Source organism: Pseudomonas sp. H3_C08, assembly GCF_054669455.1.
On the sequence record NZ_CP162803.1, the window covers coordinates 2,585,616 to 2,602,977 of the forward strand.

The 17,362-nt window shown below is 60.4% G+C and carries 11 protein-coding genes; 8 read left to right on the top strand and 3 right to left on the bottom strand.

Annotation, left to right across the window (positions count from 1 at the left end; genetic code table 11):
- Window positions 1–235: 235 nt before the first annotated feature.
- The gene (locus tag AB4N74_RS11805; protein ID WP_460100321.1) at window positions 236–6,646 is read right to left on the bottom strand and encodes an amino acid adenylation domain-containing protein; all 6,411 of its coding nucleotides are present in this window, start codon (window positions 6,644–6,646) and stop codon (window positions 236–238) included.
- Window positions 6,647–7,132: 486 nt separating this feature from the next.
- Here AB4N74_RS11805 and AB4N74_RS11810 point away from each other — a divergent pair, with 486 nt between their 5' ends.
- The 4 genes from AB4N74_RS11810 to AB4N74_RS11825 all read left to right on the top strand — a co-directional run bounded on the left by AB4N74_RS11810 (window position 7,133) and on the right by AB4N74_RS11825 (window position 10,596).
- On the top strand, window positions 7,133–7,927 hold the full coding sequence (locus AB4N74_RS11810) for a helix-turn-helix transcriptional regulator (protein ID WP_095047888.1): 795 nt from the start codon (window positions 7,133–7,135) through the stop codon (window positions 7,925–7,927).
- 33 nt (window positions 7,928–7,960) lie between these two features.
- Entirely contained in the window at window positions 7,961–9,355 is a 1,395-nt protein-coding gene (locus AB4N74_RS11815) for an efflux transporter outer membrane subunit (RefSeq protein WP_460100324.1), read from the top strand.
- 156 nt (window positions 9,356–9,511) lie between these two features.
- On the top strand, window positions 9,512–10,117 hold the full coding sequence (locus tag AB4N74_RS11820; protein WP_007915980.1) for an SCO family protein: 606 nt from the start codon (window positions 9,512–9,514) through the stop codon (window positions 10,115–10,117).
- The gene (locus AB4N74_RS11825) at window positions 10,117–10,596 is read left to right on the top strand and encodes a copper chaperone PCu(A)C (RefSeq protein WP_116254890.1); all 480 of its coding nucleotides are present in this window, start codon (window positions 10,117–10,119) and stop codon (window positions 10,594–10,596) included. The genes AB4N74_RS11820 and AB4N74_RS11825 overlap by 1 nt, the downstream gene beginning before the upstream one ends.
- An 80-nt stretch (window positions 10,597–10,676) precedes the next feature.
- On the opposite strand, the gene AB4N74_RS11830 is transcribed toward AB4N74_RS11825, so the two are convergent.
- Window positions 10,677–11,174 (bottom strand): cupredoxin domain-containing protein, encoded by a 498-nt coding sequence (locus tag AB4N74_RS11830; protein ID WP_257355369.1) that lies wholly within the window; start codon window positions 11,172–11,174, stop codon window positions 10,677–10,679.
- Between the two features lie 221 nt (window positions 11,175–11,395).
- Between AB4N74_RS11830 and AB4N74_RS11835 the strand changes: the two genes are divergently transcribed.
- The 3 genes from AB4N74_RS11835 to AB4N74_RS11845 all read left to right on the top strand — a co-directional run bounded on the left by AB4N74_RS11835 (window position 11,396) and on the right by AB4N74_RS11845 (window position 13,609).
- Complete coding sequence (locus AB4N74_RS11835) at window positions 11,396–11,770, top strand: hypothetical protein (protein WP_093430735.1); 375 nt, start codon at window positions 11,396–11,398, stop codon at window positions 11,768–11,770.
- Entirely contained in the window at window positions 11,767–11,964 is a 198-nt protein-coding gene (locus AB4N74_RS11840) for a helix-turn-helix transcriptional regulator (protein WP_194933138.1), read from the top strand. The genes AB4N74_RS11835 and AB4N74_RS11840 overlap by 4 nt, the downstream gene beginning before the upstream one ends.
- 61 nt (window positions 11,965–12,025) lie before the next feature.
- Window positions 12,026–13,609 (top strand): alkaline phosphatase D family protein, encoded by a 1,584-nt coding sequence (locus tag AB4N74_RS11845; protein WP_460100330.1) that lies wholly within the window; start codon window positions 12,026–12,028, stop codon window positions 13,607–13,609.
- Window positions 13,610–13,642: 33 nt separating this feature from the next.
- Here the strand turns inward: AB4N74_RS11845 and AB4N74_RS11850 are convergent, their stop codons facing one another.
- Window positions 13,643–14,659, bottom strand: a complete 1,017-nt coding sequence (locus tag AB4N74_RS11850; protein ID WP_038365959.1) for an ABC transporter substrate-binding protein — start codon at window positions 14,657–14,659, stop codon at window positions 13,643–13,645.
- 419 nt (window positions 14,660–15,078) lie between these two features.
- Here AB4N74_RS11850 and AB4N74_RS11855 point away from each other — a divergent pair, with 419 nt between their 5' ends.
- Window positions 15,079–17,289 (top strand): LTA synthase family protein, encoded by a 2,211-nt coding sequence (locus AB4N74_RS11855; RefSeq protein WP_460100333.1) that lies wholly within the window; start codon window positions 15,079–15,081, stop codon window positions 17,287–17,289.
- Window positions 17,290–17,362 lie beyond the last annotated feature (73 nt).

Here is a 17,362-nt window from a genome sequence, read left to right on the forward strand (position 1 = left end):
AAAAAAAGAGCGCGCAGCAGCGAGTCCATGCAGGCGGCGCGCAGCCTGGAAAAACTAAAACATCGGGGCGTGGGTGTCTGACATGGGAAGCGGGGACAAGCCGCCGGCGCGAGCACCGCAAGTCCCCTGTGGGAGCGAGCTTGCTCGCGAAGGCGGTGTATCAGTCACCAGCAACATTGACTGAACCAGCGCTTTCGCGAGCAAGCTCGCTCCCACAGGTTTTGTGTCCGGTCCGTCAGAGCCGGCGTTTGCGGTTGAGGCTCGGGATGGTGGTCTGCGCGATTTCGACCTGCTTCGCCTGCCGCGAGGTCTGAGCCGCCAGCGCCGCCAGCGTCGGCTGGCTGAACAGCGTGCGCGCGTCGACATGCAGACCGGCCAGACGCATGCGCGCGACCAGACTGACCGCCAGCAACGAATGCCCGCCCAGCTCGAAGAAGTTGTCGTGCCGGCCCACCTGCTCGACCTTGAGCACCTGCGCCCAGATCTGCGCCAACGCGGTTTCCACGTCGCCTGCGGGGGCCTCGTAAGGACGGCTGAGCAGCGCCTCCGCCCCCGGTTCCGGCAACGCCTTGCGGTCGATTTTGTCGTTCGGCGTCAACGGCAACGCCACCAGCCTCACGTAGGCGCCAGGCACCATGAACTCCGGCAACTGCGCCAAGACATGCGCTCGCAATGCTTCCAGCGTCGGTGCAGCCAGTTCGGCGCGCAGGGTGTAATAAGCCACCAGTCGCTCATCGCGTACCAGCACCACCGCCTCGCGGATGGCCGGGTGTTCCAGCAGGCGCGCTTCAATCTCGCCCAGCTCAAGGCGCACTCCGCGCAGCTTGACCTGAAAGTCGTTGCGACCGAGGAATTCGAGGTTGCCATCGGCGCCGTAACGCACCAGATCACCGGTGCGATACAAGCGATCACCAGGTACGAACGGACTGTCGATAAAGCGTTCGGCCTGCAATTGCGGCAGTCCCAGATAGCCCCGCGCCACGCCCACTCCGCCAATGTGCAAATGCCCACTGACGCCAAACGGCACAGGCTGATCAAAGGCATCGAGGACGTACAGCCGCGTGTTGCTCAGGGCCTTGCCGATCGGCACCAGTGTCTGCGGCACCGGTTCGCCGGGTTGCAGCGTCCAGCCACTGCTGTCGACCGTGGTTTCGGTCGGCCCATAGACGTTGTGCAGGCGCACCCACGGCAGGCGCTCGCGCACTTGCCGGGCCAGGGCGACGGTCAACTCGCCGCCACCGTTGAGCACGTCGGTCAGGCTGGTGCACTGGCTGACATCGTCCTGTTCAATGAACTGCTGCAACAACGCCGGCACGAACTTGACCACGGTGATGTTCTGCTCACGGATCACTTGCGTGACATACGCCGAATCGCGATTGCCATCGGCCCGCGCCAGCACCAGGCGCATGCCCGAGCACAGTGGCCAGAAGATCTCCCACACCGAACTGTCGAAACTGTACGGCGCCTTTTGCAGCAACGCACCGTGTTCAGTCGGCGGCGACAACTGCGAACCCCAATGCACCATGTTGCACGCGCTGCGGTGCTCGATCATCACGCCTTTCGGCGTGCCGGTGGAGCCGGAGGTGTAGATCATGTAGGCCAGATTCGTCGCACCGAGACCGGGCACCTGCAGATTCTCGTGTGGTTGGTCCCGCCATACACCGAGATCGAGATCGATCAGTGGCACGCGGGATTCGCCGAGCAAATCACGCGTTGCGGCATGCACCAGCAGCGCGACCGGGGCGCTGTCCTGCAACATGTAGTTGAGCCGTTGCTGCGGATAATCGGGATCGAGCGGCACATAAGCACCGCCGGCCTTGAGAATGCCCAACAGACCGATCACCAGTTCCGGCCCGCGCTCGACGCAGATCGCGACCCGCGAATCCGGTTGCACGCCGAGCCCGCGCAGATGATGGGCCAGGCGGTTGGCCTGCTCGTTCAACTCGCGATAGCTCAGGCGTTGCTCGGCGAACTGCACGGCGATGGCATGCGGCTTGCGCTGCACCTGTTGTTCAAACAGCGCCTGAAGTGGCTGATCCAGCGGGCAGTCGACTGCCGTATCGTTGAACTCGATCAGCAGCCGTTGCAGTTCCTCCTGCGGTAACAACGGCAGGCTATTCAGCGGCCGCTGCGGCGTGTTCTCCAGCGCTTCGACCAACACGCTCAGCGCTGACTGCACATAACTGCATATCCGCTGCGCACCGATGCTCGACAGGGTTCGGCTGGTCAGACGCAAGCCTGTGCCGAGGTCATCGACACTCAGGGTAAACGGATAATTGGTCCGCTCCTCGTTGGCCAGGGTCTCGATGCCCTGCCAGGTTTGCCGGGAGGTTTTTTGCCCGACATCATCGCTGTGCCGATAGTTGAGCAAGGCGCTGAACAGCGGCGCCGGCGCAGCAACGCCGCTGCAACGCTGGGCCAGCGCCAACGAAGCGTGTTCATGGGCAAGCAACGCGCTCAGGCGCGCATGGGTGGACTTCAGCGCTGCGCGCGCACCCTCGCCGACATCGACCCGCAGCGGCAAGGTGTTGATGAACACCCCGAGCGCCCGGTCGGCACCCGCGCCACCCTGCATGCGGCCCATCAACACCGTGCCAAATACGACACTTTGCTGCGCGGAGGTCGCCGCCAACACTTGCGCCCAGGCGAGGTGGATCAGGCTGGCGATGCTCACGCCCGCCAGGCGTGCCTGCTGCTGCAGGCGCTGATACAGATCGCTGCCCAGCGCCTGCTCGGCTTCTTCGATGTTGCTGCCGTCGCCCTGCACGTTCTGCAAAGCGAACGGCAAGGTCGGCTCGTCGATGTCGCCGAGCATCTGCCGGAAGAACGCTTCATGCTCCTGCTCACTGACGCCCAGTCGCGTCTGCGCCACGTAGTTGCGATACGGTACTGGCGGCGCCAGCGTCTCCGAGTGCCCGGACAGGCTGGCGTGGATTTCTTCGCGCATCGCCTCCAGCGCAATGTGATCCATCGCCAGGTGATGGAACAACAAGATGCCGACCACCCGATTGTGCGCGGGATCACGGGCATACATCAGGCGCAGCAGCGGCGCCTGACTGACATCGAGGCGATAACGCCGCGCGTCGAAACGCTCGTGCAATTGGTCGATAATCGCGCCACGGGCAGGATCAAATTCAACCTTCTGCACCGGCAAAATCGCCTCGCGCCAAACGACCTGAACCGGTGACGTCAGCCCTTCCCAAACCACCGCCGTACGCAGGATGTCGTGCCGCGCCATGACCTGACGCAGCGCAGCGGCAAAGGCCTCGACCCGCTCGAGGCTGTCGAACGCCAGCAGCGATTGCAGCAAATACGGATCGCCCTGCGCAGCGGTGATGTGGTGATAGAGAATGCCTTCCTGCAACGGGGCCAACGGGTAGATGTCCTGCACATTGGCGGCACCGCCCGGCACGGTCGCGACGATGCGTTCGATCATCGCCTGATCCAGTTGCACCAATGGCAACAGGTCCGGCGTGATGTACGTGCAATCGGGCGCAATGCGGTTAGCCGGCACCTCGACTTCGCGGCCGCTGCCCTCTGCCGCCGCTAACGCCGCCAGTGTCGGTTGATTGAACAGCACGCGAACATCGCTGCTCATGCCAATCTGGCGCATGCGTTCGATCAGGCCTACGGCGAGCAAAGAGTGGCCGCCCAGCTCAAAGAAATGGTCGTGACGCCCTACCCGGTCGACCTGCAGGACCTCGGCCCAGATCTGCGCCAAGGCGATTTCGACGTCACCTTGTGGCGCCTCGTATTGACGACGGATCAACGCGTCCGGCCCCGGCGCCGGCAACGCCTGACGGTCGAGTTTGCCGTTGGCGGTCAGCGGCAAACTCGCCAATTGAATGTAGGCGGCCGGCAGCATGGCGGCTGGCAAACGCGATGTCAGGTGCGCATGCAGTTGCTGGATGTCCAGCGCTGCGCGCCCGGTGAACCATGCCAACAATTGACCGTCGCGCACCAGCACCACTGCTTCCTGCACCGCGTCATGGCTGGCGAGTGCGGCTTCGATTTCGCCCAGCTCGACACGCACCCCACGAACTTTCACCTGGTCATCGTTGCGACCGATGTACTCAAGATTGCCGTCGGCACGCCACCGCGCGAGGTCGCCGGTACGGTACATGCGCGCATCAGGCTGCGCACTGAACGGGTCGTCGAGAAAGCGTTCGGCGGTCAGGTCCGGACGATTCAGATAACCCCGGGCCACCCCGGCGCCGCCGACATACAACTCGCCCATGATGCCGATCGGCACCGGACGCTGCTGATCATCGAGCAGATAAGTCGTGGCATTGCTGACGGGTTTGCCGATGTGCAACGCCTGCCCCGGAGTGATTAGCCCCGAGGTGGCGACCACCGTGGCCTCGGTCGGGCCGTAGTTGTTGACCACCGCGAACGACTGCGCGCGGTTGAACTGGCGCAGACGATCGCCGCCGATCAGCAAGGTGCGCAAGGTCGGATGATCGGCCTGTTGGCTGAAGGCGTATTCGGCAATCGGCGTCGGCAGAAAGCTGACGTCCAGCGGCTGCGCCCGCCACCAGGCGAGCAGCGCATCGATGTCTTCGCTGCCTTCGCTCGCGGGTGCAAAATGCAGCGTTGCCCCGGCACACAGCGCCGGCCACACCTCCCAGGCCATCGCGTCAAACCCGAAGCCGGCCAGGCTCGAGGTGTGCTGCCCGGGGCCAAGTCCAAACGCCGAACAGTGCCAGTCGACCAGATTGCCCAGCGTGCGGTGCTCGACCATCACGCCTTTGGGCAACCCGGTGGAGCCGGAGGTGTAAATCACATAGGCGAGGTGGCGGGTGTTCAACCCCGTCACGTCGGGATCGGTCGTGTTGTCGAGCGACCATTCGCGCCGATCCAGCTCGATCACCGGCAGCGTTGTGGCGGGCAGACGCTCACGCAGATCGCTTTGCGTCAGCAGCGCCACCGGCGCACTGTCGCTGAGCAGATAACTCAGGCGCTCGGGCGGATGCGCCGGATCAATCGGCACATAAGCAGCGCCAGCCTTGAGAATCGCCAGCAACCCGACCAGCGTGTCCAGGCCGCGGCGGGCAACGATTGCCACACGATCGTCAGGAAGCACGCCGAGGCCGATCAGATGGTGGGCCAACGCATTGGCTTGCCGATTCAGCTCGGCATAACTCAGGGTTCGCCCCTGATACGTCGCGACCACAGCGTCCGGCTCTTCGGCCACTCGCGATTCGAAGCGCTGATGAATCAGTCGGCCTTGCGGATAACTGACCCGGGTGTCGTTCCACTCATTGAACAGGGCCAGTTCTGTCGGGCTATTGAGGTTGAAATCGGCGATCGCCAGCGCCGGGCATTCCAGACCTTGCTGCAGAATCAGCAGCAAGCGCTCGGTCAACGCCGCGATCTCGTCAGCCGTGAAATAGGCTGGCGAGTACACCAGATGCAGCCAGGCTTTGTCGGTGTAACGGTTGCTGCGCAGGTGAATGGCCAGCGGAGTCGCCTCGTGCTGATTAGAGACCTTGACCGAGTGTCCCGACGCCTCACCGTAACGGTAGTCGTGGTCGTCCTGCTCGTAGGACAGCGACAGCTCGAACAGTTGCGCACGATCTTCACGCAACAGCCCCAGCGCGCGGTTCATCTCGCTCAGCGGGTAGCGTTGATGGCGGAAATCCTGCTTCAGGTCAGCGCCGATCGCCTTGATCAATTCAGCGAATGACAACGTTCGACCGAAGCCCATGCGCATTGCACTGACCTGGGTGAACAAGCCCAAGGTGCTTTTGAAGCGGGCACCGGAGCGATTGAGAATCGGCAGACCGACCACCCACTCGTCACGTTGGGCGGTACGACTGAAATACACGTGCAGCGCCGCCAGCAATACATGAAAGGCCGAGCCACCGAATTGTCGCGCGCAGTCTTTCATGCGCTCGTGCAGCACGGCTGGAAAAGCCTCGACGTGGATGCGACTTGGCGCTGCTTCAACATCAAGGAATTCGCGATGACGGGGCGTCAACAAGGGCTCGGGCAAGCTACGGTACTTGTCCAGCCAGTAACGTTGATCGCGCTCATAGCGAGGTGACTGATGGTAGCGCGCGTCTTCTTCGATAAAGCCGACATAGGACGGTGCCGCCCTGCGCGGATGCTCGCCACGGCACAACGCGCTGTAGATCTCGCCCACCGACTTGAACAGCAGCGCGAAAGCCCAGCCATCGATGATCAAGTGATGGGCCTGGGCTGCCAGCCAGTGACGATGGCGATCGAGGCGAATCAGACTGAAGCGGAACAACGCCTGCCCGCTCAACACAAAGGCCTGCACCATCTGTGCTTCAACCAGCGTCTGGGCCGCCGACTGCGGATCGGCTTGCCCGCTGAGATCAAACAGCGGCATGGCCACCGGCAGTGCCGGCGCAAACCCTTGCAACGGCAGCCCGTCGTGCCCCACGTCCGCGAGCAGCACAATGCGCAAGGCATCATTCGCTGCCACCAGAGACTCAAGCGCCGATTGCAGCAATGCCGGATCCAGCGGCCCGCTCAGCTCCACGTAACCGCCAATGTTGTACAGCGGCGAATCGCCGCGGCTCAGTTGGTCCAGCCAGATATCTCGTTGGGCGGCAGTCAGCGCAAATGTCTCGACAGGCACGGACACATCGTCCGCCACGTTGGCAGAAGTAGGCTGCATAAGATCCATCTCATGAAATTTTGCCGGTATTCAAGCATCGGCCCCGGCGCCGACATGACACCTGAAACCCGGACAACCACCAGGCTCGTTCGCGCCTGTCTGACCTTGCGGGCGTGTTTACCGTAGGCACTGTCGAAAAGTTCGGAGAGGAAATACTGAAAAGCTTGTAGGAAAAAAACCACATAGCAGCGCCGCCATTTACCCGAGCGCTGCCGATCAGAATTCCCCTTCGCCAGGTTTTCCGGGGCTTGAGCGTGACTGAACAGTCACTCTCGCCGCTACGCCGGCGTTTAACAGCGTCAGAACCCCGGCGCCAATATTCAGAAATAGTGGCACTTTGTGTCCCTGTTTTCCCCTACAGACGTAGGACAAATCCATAGGCTTAAATCCCGCTCCAGATCATGTTCAAGGAGAAATGACTGCGTGGGCGGCTTTTACAGAGACGGCAGACGATTCAGTGATGGCTCTGAACCAAGGATGAAGGATATGAATCTGACCGGCAGCATTCGTAATATGGAAAACCCACACTTCTACTGGCAACTGGGTGAGTTGATTGCCAGCACCGGCGATGATCACTTCGCCACGAACATGTTCCAGTTGGTCGACACCTTGGTGCCGGTCAACCGCGTGGATCTCAGTGAGTGGACGCTGGATGAACGTCAGGCCAGTGTGGTCGACATCAAGCCGTTGGGCAGCGCCGGTTTGACGCAGACCTGTGCCGCGCCCGATCCGCTGGAAAGCCCCGACGATCATCCGCTGCTGCAGAAGATGATCGAGATGAACGACTCGCTGCTGATTCAACTGAAAGCCTCGCTCCAGCCTCGCCATCCGCAACACAGTGCCCATCAATGCAATCTGGTTTCGCGTACGTCCAACCGCCGTTGCGTGATTTCGTTTTACCGACCGCATACCCAACGGGTGTTTTCCCTGCCGGAGCTGTCGTTTCTCAAGAGCCTGTCCGACACCCTGCTGCCGCTGATCGAACGTCACGCGCAGATCAGTCGGCAAATCCTCGCCCGGCAACCGCGCCAACCGTTGGCCGAGCTGGATCAGGCGCCGCTGGCGCAGGTGTTCGATGAGCGCCTGGCATTAAGCGACATCGCCCTGTCGGTGCGCGAGAAAGAAGTCTGCCTGGGCCTGTTGACCGGCGGCACCGTGCCGCAAATGGCGGAAAAGCTGCGGGTCAAAAACAGCTCGATCGAGACGTACCTGAAACGCGCCACGGCCAAACTCGGCGTCAGTGGCCGCCATGGTCTGGCGAAATGGATGGCCGGGGCCTGAGCACAACGCTCTTTATATGCATGAGGCAGTTCGATGTTGACGTTGCGACTTTCCCTGCTGTCCATCGCGGTGCTGATGGGCGGTTGTTCATTGATTCCCGAGTATCAGCGCCCCGCTTCCCCCACCGCCGCGCAGTATCCGACAGCAACGCAGCCCGCCACGAGCGCCGAGGACTGGCGCACGCTGTTCACCGATCCGGCGCTGCAACAACTGATCGAAAGCGCGCTGGTCAACAACCGCGACCTGCGCGTGGCGGCACTCAACGTCGAAGCCTTTCAGGCGCAATACCGCATCCAGCGCGCCGACCTGCTGCCGGCGGTGTCGGCCAATGCCAATGAATTGCGCCAGCGCATGCCGCCGAGCGTGACCCAAGGCAAAGCGCTGATCAATTCGACGTACTCGGTCAACCTCGGCATCAGCGCTTATGAGCTGGACTTCTTCGGTCGCGTGCGCAGCCTCAGCGAGGAGGCCTTGCAAACCTGGCTTGCGACTGAAGAAGCGCGGCGCAGTGCCGAGCTGAGTCTGGTGGCCAACGTCGCCAACGCCTACCTGACCTGGCGCGCCGATCAGGAGCTGCTGGAGCTGACCCGCGACACCCTTGCTGCCGATGAACAGAGCCTGCACCTGACCACCCGCAACCGTGAGGCCGGCAAATCGTCAGCGCTGGAGCAGGCGCAGGCCAGAACCAGCGTCGACAGTTCACGGGCCAATCTGGCGCGCTATCAGCGTCAGGTCGCCCAGGACTTGAACAGCCTGACCTTGCTGGTCGGCGCGCCCGTGCCCGAGTCACTGCCCGCCCGCCCACTGGCCAGCGAGCTGGTGCGGCAACTGCCCGCCGGCCTGCCCTCGGATCTGCTGCAACGGCGTCCGGACATCCTTCAGGCGGAGTACAAACTGAAAGCAGCCAACGCCAATATCGGTGCGGCACGGGCGGCGTTTTTTCCCAGTGTCAGCCTGACGGCGAATGCCGGGACGTCGAGCCGCGATCTGTCCGGGCTGTTCGGCGGTGGCTCTGGCGCCTGGACCTTTCAGCCGCAGATCAGCCTGCCGATTTTTAACGCCGGCAGCCTGCGCGCCAGCCTGGATTATTCGAAATTGCAGAAAGATGTGGCGGTGGCCGAATACGAAAAATCGATTCAAACCGCATTTCAGGAAGTCGCCGACGGCCTCGCTGCGCGCAGCACGTATCAGCAGCAATTGCAGGCGCAGCGCGATCTGGTCGCGGCCACACAGACTTACTACAACCTGGCGCAAAACCGTTATCAGAATGGCGTCGACAGCAGCCTGACGTTCCTCGATGCGCAGCGTTCGCTGTTCAGTTCGCAGCAAGGCCTGATCACCGATCGCCTCGCGCAACTGGTCGCCGAGGTCAACCTTTACACCGCGCTGGGCGGGGGCTGGAGCGCCGCTGAATCAAGCGTCCAGTAAGCTGTAGTCACTTTTTCTTACACCTTTTGTCGCGCGATCCTCTGCCGTGCGGCGATCCGTGGCCGGCGTCTGCCTGCAGTTTGGTATCATGCGCCGCTTTTACGGTTAACCCCCCGCCAGTCCTGCTGACTGACGGGCTGCAAAAGGCGGTATTAGATGACGGCTTTGTTGACTCGCCGCAAGGTGCTTGCGGGAATGGGCGTACTCGGGCTCGGCCTGCTCGCCGGCTGCGACACCCGCGGCCAACTGTCGTACAAGTACGGCAAGGATCTGAGTAACAAGATCATGGGGCGCACCTTCAAACTGAAGAACACCGATGGCGAAACCATGACGCTGTCGAGCTTTCGCGGCATGATGCCGATGGTCTTCTTCGGCTTCACCCAGTGCCCGGCAGTCTGCCCGACCACCCTCGCCCGCGCGGCGAAAATCAAGAAACTGATGGGCGCCGATGGCGATCGTTTGCAGGTGATCTTCATCACCCTCGATCCCGAGCGCGATACCCCGGAAATCCTCGACGCCTACATGAAAGCCTTCGACCCGACGTTCGTTGCGCTGTACGGCACACTCGAGGAAACCGCGGCCACCGCCAAGGAATTCGACGTGTTCTACGAGAAAGTCCCGGCCGGCGACACCTATACCATCTCGCACACTGCCACCAGTTACGTTTACGACTCCAACGGCGGCTTGCGCCTGGGTCTGTCCACCTCGCTTTCGGCAGAACAATGCACGGAAGATTTGCTTACTGTTATGGAGGTTTGCTGATGCAACCTGTTCTGAACCACATCAAACGCGCTGTCATCGGTCTGTCTCTGCTGGGCCTGGCGTTCCAGGTGTCCGCGCAGACCAAAGTCGACGAAGCCTGGGTCCGTGCCACCGTGCCGACCCAGTCCGCCAGCGGCGCGTTCATGACCCTCACCGCCGACAGCGACAGCAAGTTGCTCAGCGTCGCGACGCCGGCGGCCAAAGACGTGCAGATCCACGAAATGACCATGAAGAACGACGTCATGAGCATGGGCCCGGTGAAGTTCGTCGAGCTGCCGGCCGGCAAAGCCGTCAAGCTTGATCCGAACGGCTATCACGTGATGCTGATGGGCCTGAACGGTCAGCTCAAAGAAGGCGAAAGCGTACCGCTGACCCTGACCGTGGAAAACGCCAAGGGCGAAAAAGAAACCATCGAAGTGAAGGCACCGGTTCGTGCGCTGACCAACATGGAAGGTCACGATCACAGCAAAATGCACTGATCTGACTGAGCGGCAATAAAAAAGGGGCGGCCTGATCGATAATCAGGCCGCCCCTTTTTTTGTCTTTGATGGGCGCCGCATTAACGCCTGCGGGCCAATGCCTTGCGCACACTTTCCCGTGACATTCCCGAGCCGGAACGGGGCACGGCCTTATCTACGGGCGCCTTGGCCAACTGTCCCTTGCGCTTTTCCACCTCACGCCACTGGTAACCGAGATATCCGCCTGCCGCCACAATCCCCAGCCAACCGAACACCGAACTGACGAAGAACCACAGCCCGAGGGTGATCCACACGTTTTTCGAGGTGAACAACTTCAAGCTGTCATCGGCACGCACCGGTTCAACCGGTTCAACCGCTGCCTGCGTCACCGGTACTCTGTGCACCCCATCCAGATCAATGCGCCAAGCGAAGTCCGCCCCGGCCACCGGAATGTCTAGCTGATTACCTTCAGCACGATGCACCCGAATTTCGCCATCGACGAGCGACATGGAGCTGAAACTGATCTGGGTTTCATGGTGAATCTCGCCGTTGACCAAGGTCACGACGGTTCGTTGTGGGTCATTGGGGGTCTCGCGCATGTCGATTCCTTGAGCGTTGCACGTCGGACGACGTGCGAAGGGATAATCCGTTGAGTTCGAATGCTACTGAGTGGTTATTACGCTGTCCAGAACGCGTGCCCCTACGCTGCAACTGCTCCGACACCAGCATGTTCGAGGCGACCAGCGTGATGGAAAGCGTGCTTTACATCGGATAAATCTTCGGCGACCATGTAAAGGGTCTTTTACATAGGAAGTGAAGAATGAACCGGTACTACCTCGAATTGGGCGCAGCATTAATCATCTACATGCTGGTGCTGACAGCCTCATTGGTTGCCTCGCAATACCTGATGGACGCCCCCATCGTGCTGCGCTCGGCCGTCGCAGTGACGCCGGTCATTCCGGCGGGACTGATGTGCTGGGCGATCGTGCGCAACATGCGGCGCATGGACGAGATGCATCTGCGCATCCAGTTTGAGGCGTTGGGTTTTGCCTTCGCCGCCTCGGCACTGCTGACCTTCAGCTACGGTTTTCTGGAAAACGTCGGCGCTCCGCACATTCCGTGGACGTGTGTATGGCCGGTGATGGGGCTGATGTGGATTGTCGGTCTGCACATTGCGCGACGCCGCTACCAATGAAAAACCGCCTCAAGGAATTGCGCGCCGAGCGCAAATGGTCGCAGGTCGATCTGGCTGAACGCCTGAACGTGTCGCGTCAGACGATCAACGCGATTGAAAACGAACGCTACGACCCGAGCCTGCCACTGGCCTTTCAGATTGCTCGGGCGTTCGAGTTATCAATCGAAAGCATTTTTGATGATGGCATGAACTGAAACGCTCCCCTAGCGTCCTCGCTACTTGCAAAAACGGACTACGCTCGGAGACACCACGGCATTGCGTGGCATCTGTTTTTCTATTGTCAGCGAGGACGACAACATGAGTCCCTTTGGCCCGGTTTTGAGCTTTCGCGGTATTCAGAATCAGAAATACTGTGTATCTGCCCTGCTGGTGCAAGACCTCAACGCACCGGCACCCACTACGCAGGTCGCGCAGGCACACAATCCGACGATCAAACGGATTGCCCGGATTCCTTTGATCAAACCGCGCATGGCCGTCTGGCGACTGGACATGCAGATCCAGCAAAGTAAAACGCAGTTGAAGATCGACTATGACTTGGGAGATGTGTCGGGCTCATTTCACGTCCCGCCTCTGGATCAGGCTCCCCGCATCGCTTACACCTCGTGCAACGGTGTGTCGGACGTCAAATACCTGAATTCGCTGGCAGATCGCTATGCCGAACGCTGGAGTCATCTCGCGCAGACCCACAAGCAAGCCGAGTACCATCTGTTGGTCATGGGAGGCGATCAGATTTACAGCGATGAACTGTTACAGACTCAAGGCCCCTTGAATGAATGGTACAAACAGTTCTCCTGGAATCGTGATGACACTCTGTGGACTGAAGAAATGGAAGTTCAGGCAGACGAGTTTTTCGCCAGTGTTTACCCGCGATACTGGGCCAGACCACAGATACTGAACATGCTCAGTTGCGTTCCGACCCTAATGATGTGGGACGATCACGACATCATCGACGGTTGGGGTTCCTATCCCCAGGCCCTGCATGAAAGCCCCGTACACCAAGGGCTGTTCCGTATTGCCAGCTATTACTTTCGTCTTTACCAATTACAGGTTGACGAAACCGAGAGCCGCCCGGGAGCGATCACTCGCCAGGGGCATACCTTCGCTTTTGAGGGCCTCGGCGGCCTCGCCATTGTCGTTCCCGACCTCAGGTCTGAACGTGCACCCGACATCAAGGGCAGAAACGGCCAGCTCAAACAGCCCACGCAAATCATGTCGCAAAAAAGCATCTCGCAGATGTTTACCTGGATCAAAAGCCTGACGGCCAGCAAACCTTCACACCTGCTGTTCATATCCAGCGTTCCAGTATCGTTCGTCAACCTTGCGCTGCTTGAGGCCCTGATCGGATGGATTCCGGGAGAGATCGGACCGGAGGATGATTTCCGCGACCACTGGCGCCATCAGCCGCACAAAAACGAGCGCAAGCAACTGATCAATGGGTTGCTCGATTTCGCCAAGTTGGCGAAATGCAAAGTCACCATTGTCTCCGGGGATGTGCATGTAGCGGCCGCCAGCGTCATTCGTTCGGCCAACCCCCGGCATATCGACAATGGTGCAGAAGTCATCCATCAGTTGATTTCAACCGGCATCGTCCATCCTCCTCTGCCTGTGCTGACGATCAGAAGCCTGGAAACGATCACCGGTACCCGGGAAAAGATCGACACCGACCTTACTGCCGAGATGCAAGCCATTGGATACGACGGAAATTGCCTGATTGCCAGTCGTAACTGGCTGTCCATCGAGCCAGACAAAAGTTCCGACGGGCGCAATCGGTTGTGGGTGAAATGGCACGTCGAGGGGCACGATCACCCCATTACGCGACTGATCGAGCCTGCCGGTTGAGTTCCGGAAATCCCCTGCACCGGGCCGGGTTCTTCAGCTACCGGCCCCACCATGCGCCTCTTCAAAGAAGTAATCCTTCCAGCTGTCGGCCTTGTTCTTCAGCACGCCCAGTTCCTGCAATTTCTCGGCATAAATAAAGGTGCGCTGTGGCACCACGGTGAAGTCGATTTCCGGGTCTTTGACGATTTGCTCGACCAGGGCCAGCGGCAACTTCGACTGCTCGACACGGATATAAGCCTGAGCCGCCGCCGGTTTGTCGGCCTTGATGATTTTCTCAGCCTCAGCCAAAGCGTCGTAGAACGCCTTATAGGTTTTCGGGTTTTCGTCGTGGAATTTTTCCGTGGTGTAGAGCACGTTGAATGTCGCCTGACCGCCGAGCACATCATAAGAGCTCAGCACTTTGTGCACGTTGGGATTCTGCAACGCCTGGTACTGGAACGGCGGGCTGGAGAAGTGCGAGTTGATCTCAGAGCCGCCGGCGATCAGCGCGGCCGTTGCATCGGGATGCGGAAGGCTGACTGAGATGTCATCGAATTTCTTGTACTGCGCGTCACCGAATTCCTTGGCGGTTTCGATCTGCAAGGTGCGTGACTGGAAACCGACACCGGCGGCCGGCACGGCAATGCGGTCCTTGTCGGTGAAGTCCTTGAGCGTTTTGATGTTCGGGTTGTTGGTCAGCAAATAGTTGGGCATCGAACCCAGCGCGGCGATGGCTTTGACGTTCTGTTTGCCTTTGGTGCGATCCCACACGGTGAGCATCGGCGGCACGCCCGCCGAAACCACATCGAGCGAACCGGTCAGCAGCGCCTCGTTCATCGCCGTAGCGCCGGAGATGCTGTTCCAGTCGACCTTGATGTCGAGGCCCTGCGCCTTACCGTGTTTTTCGATGAGGTTCTGGTCGCGCACTACATCGAGAATCAGGTAACCGATGCCGAATTGCTGGGCGATGCTGATCTTGCCTTCAGCCTGGGCGCCGGTGCTGAACAACGCACTCGCGGCCAGGGAGGCGGCCAACAGAGTCAGTGCAGAACGTTTGAACGGTGTGGCCATGACAACCTCGCAGCATGGGGGTGGTGTGCTGAAAGGCCTGACTTTATCGCTATAAAAAACAGAAATTAAATACCTTTATCGCATATCGATAGCACGGGTTGTCGAGCGAAAGGAGGCTGCAATCTTTTGATTCCGGGTTTCGATAACAAGATCAAAAGATCGCAGCGTGCCGCAACTCCTACATTGGAATCCGGTGGCGGCTCGACGGGTTAAACAGCCTGAAACAATAAATCCACCAGCCTCAATATCGTCGATTGCCGTGCCACGCGAAGGCGGGTCAGGCCTGCAGACACTCCATCACCTTCAGAGGCCACCGCACCAGCGCATCAGCTGAGGGTTTAAAAGGGCGATCAGACAGCTCACCCTTGGTATCATCGCGCACACTTTTATGACGATTTAATGGCTGGAAGGTCTTTTTTGTGAGCGCTCTTTTTAACCGGTTGCGGCAGCCGCATGCCCGTCTCTTTTCCCTGATTGTTCTGGTGCTGGTGGTGCCGCTGTGCCTGCGTGCGGCGCTGGGTTGGTCGGCACCGCTGGGCTATTTGTCGGATCTGGCCATCGGCAGCCTGTTGGTGGTGTTGCTGCATCGCCGGGCGTGGTGGCTGGCCTTGCCGGTGTTGCTGTTCTGGGGATTGCTGGCGGTGGCGACCGCTGAACTGGTCAGCGCGGTCGGTCGGCTGCCGACGCCTACGGACATTCATTACCTGATCGATCCGCAGTTCGTGGAAAACTCCACGGGTGGCGGTCTGGCCCATCCTGCGCTGGGCATCACTTTGCTACTGGCCCTGCTGTTCTGGCTGCTGACCCGGTTTGCCAACCGCAACCTGCCACGTCCGCCCCTGCCCCGCGCAGCCTGGAGCGCGCCGCTGGTATTGTTCGCCGCCCACTGGGGCGCGCAGAACCTGTGGCCGAACGAAGCGGATCCGTGGCGCCAGTACAACCTGCCGCACCAATTGCTGGCCAGCGAGGTCGCCGATCTGCAGATCCAGGCCGAGGAATGGCTGGACGGCGATGTCGAAGAACCCGCGCCGGCCATGGCCGGGCTCACCGACGTCGACCTCAACGGGCAGAAACTGCTGGCCGCGCCGGGACAAGCACGCAACGTGCTGATCATCGCGCTGGAAGGCATTCCCGGGGCTTACATCCGCGCCAACCGCGAGGCGATCGGCAGCCATTATCAGGAAGACCTGATGCCCAACCTCAGCCGCTGGGCCGAGCGCGGCATGAACACCCCGGACTACGTGCTGCATACGCACCAGACCATTCGCGGTCTGTACGCGATGCTCTGCGGCGATTACGACAAACTCAACAACGGCACGCCCAAAGGCGTGGAAATGCTCACCCTCAACGAGCGCAATCAGGCCTGCCTGCCGGCGCAGCTGCGCGAACACGGCGTCAGCACGCACTATCTGCAAGGTGCCGGGCTGCGCTTCATGGCCAAAGACAAGATCATGCCGCACATTGGTTTCGATGCGACGCACGGTCTGGAATGGTTCAGCAACAGCAATTATCTGGAATTCCCGTGGGGCAAGGATGACAAGGCGTTTTTCGAAGGCGCGCTGGATTATGTCGGCCAACTGAAAAAGCAGAAGAAGCCGTGGATGCTGACATTGCTGACCGTCGGCACCCATCAGCCCTACTCCGCGCCCGAGGAATACCTGGAGCGCTACGAAACGCCGAAACAGGCCGCCGTCGGTTATCTCGACGATGCGCTGGAGCAATTCCTCAGCGGCCTCGAGCACCAGGGCGTCCTGAAAGACACGCTGGTGGTGATCACCTCGGACGAATCCCACGGCATCGACGGCGTGCGCCTGGCCTCTTCATGGGGCTTCAACCTGACCCTGGCGCCGGAGCATGAACAACTGCCACGGCTGAACAAAGGCGTGTATGGCCATGTCGATCTGAGCACTTCCATCCTCGACTACTTCGACCTGCCGGTGCCTTCCGCGCTGAGCGGCCGCTCGCTGTTTCGCGACTACGACAGCGGCCGCGAAATCATGTCGTTCACCAACGGCAAGCTGCGCTATCACAACGGTCAGGGGATTTTTTCCGAGTGCGACATGCCGCGCCGCTGCCGCTATTACGAAAGCGCCGGGTTCATCGCTGAAAGCGCCACGTACAAAGGCAACTACAGCGGTCATCCGGCCCGGCAGATCGCCGCCCGCGCCAATGCTCTCGACCTGTCGCTGCTGCGCACGCCGCTCAATCATCGCTATCAGTTCGGCAGCACCAACGTCATCCCGCTGCAAGCGCAAATCAAGGATGACTGGGCCGACAACCTGATCGGCGCGCAGTACCTGGAAATGCCCAAAGGCTCGCACACCCGCGTGCGCCTGACCGTGCGCTCAGTCGATCCGCAACAAGCGGCGTACATTCAGCTCAAGGCCAAAGAGTTTGAACAGGACGTGCAGATTGGCCTGCCGCAGGAGATGGTGGCAACCGCCGAGCAGCCACTGGAAATGAACTTCAGCTTCGACAACCCGCAAGAGCGCAAAGCGTTTTCTTTCCATTTGCTGGGGTATGGATTGGGCGCGGTTGAGGTGACGGATTTCAGTGTGATTACCGAGTTGCCAGGGCAAGAGGACATCCTTGACGACGTGCCGGAGGACGACACGGCCCAATCCACCTGATCAAGGTCCTATAGGGGCGAGCGCGCAGTAAAAGGTTCTGACTATCAACGTCCAATAGTCGGCCTATTAGCTG

Bases quoted from the DNA above. Each gene is read 5' to 3' on its own strand.
- AB4N74_RS11805 (WP_460100321.1), bottom strand. From the start codon at position 6,646: ATGCAGCCTACTTCTGCCAACGTGGCGGACGATGTGTCCGTGCCTGTC.
- AB4N74_RS11810 (WP_095047888.1), top strand. From the start codon at position 7,133: ATGAATCTGACCGGCAGCATTCGTAATATGGAAAACCCACACTTCTAC.
- AB4N74_RS11815 (WP_460100324.1), top strand. From the start codon at position 7,961: ATGTTGACGTTGCGACTTTCCCTGCTGTCCATCGCGGTGCTGATGGGC.
- AB4N74_RS11820 (WP_007915980.1), top strand. From the start codon at position 9,512: ATGACGGCTTTGTTGACTCGCCGCAAGGTGCTTGCGGGAATGGGCGTA.
- AB4N74_RS11825 (WP_116254890.1), top strand. From the start codon at position 10,117: ATGCAACCTGTTCTGAACCACATCAAACGCGCTGTCATCGGTCTGTCT.
- AB4N74_RS11830 (WP_257355369.1), bottom strand. From the start codon at position 11,174: ATGCGCGAGACCCCCAATGACCCACAACGAACCGTCGTGACCTTGGTC.
- AB4N74_RS11835 (WP_093430735.1), top strand. From the start codon at position 11,396: ATGAACCGGTACTACCTCGAATTGGGCGCAGCATTAATCATCTACATG.
- AB4N74_RS11840 (WP_194933138.1), top strand. From the start codon at position 11,767: ATGAAAAACCGCCTCAAGGAATTGCGCGCCGAGCGCAAATGGTCGCAG.
- AB4N74_RS11850 (WP_038365959.1), bottom strand. From the start codon at position 14,659: ATGGCCACACCGTTCAAACGTTCTGCACTGACTCTGTTGGCCGCCTCC.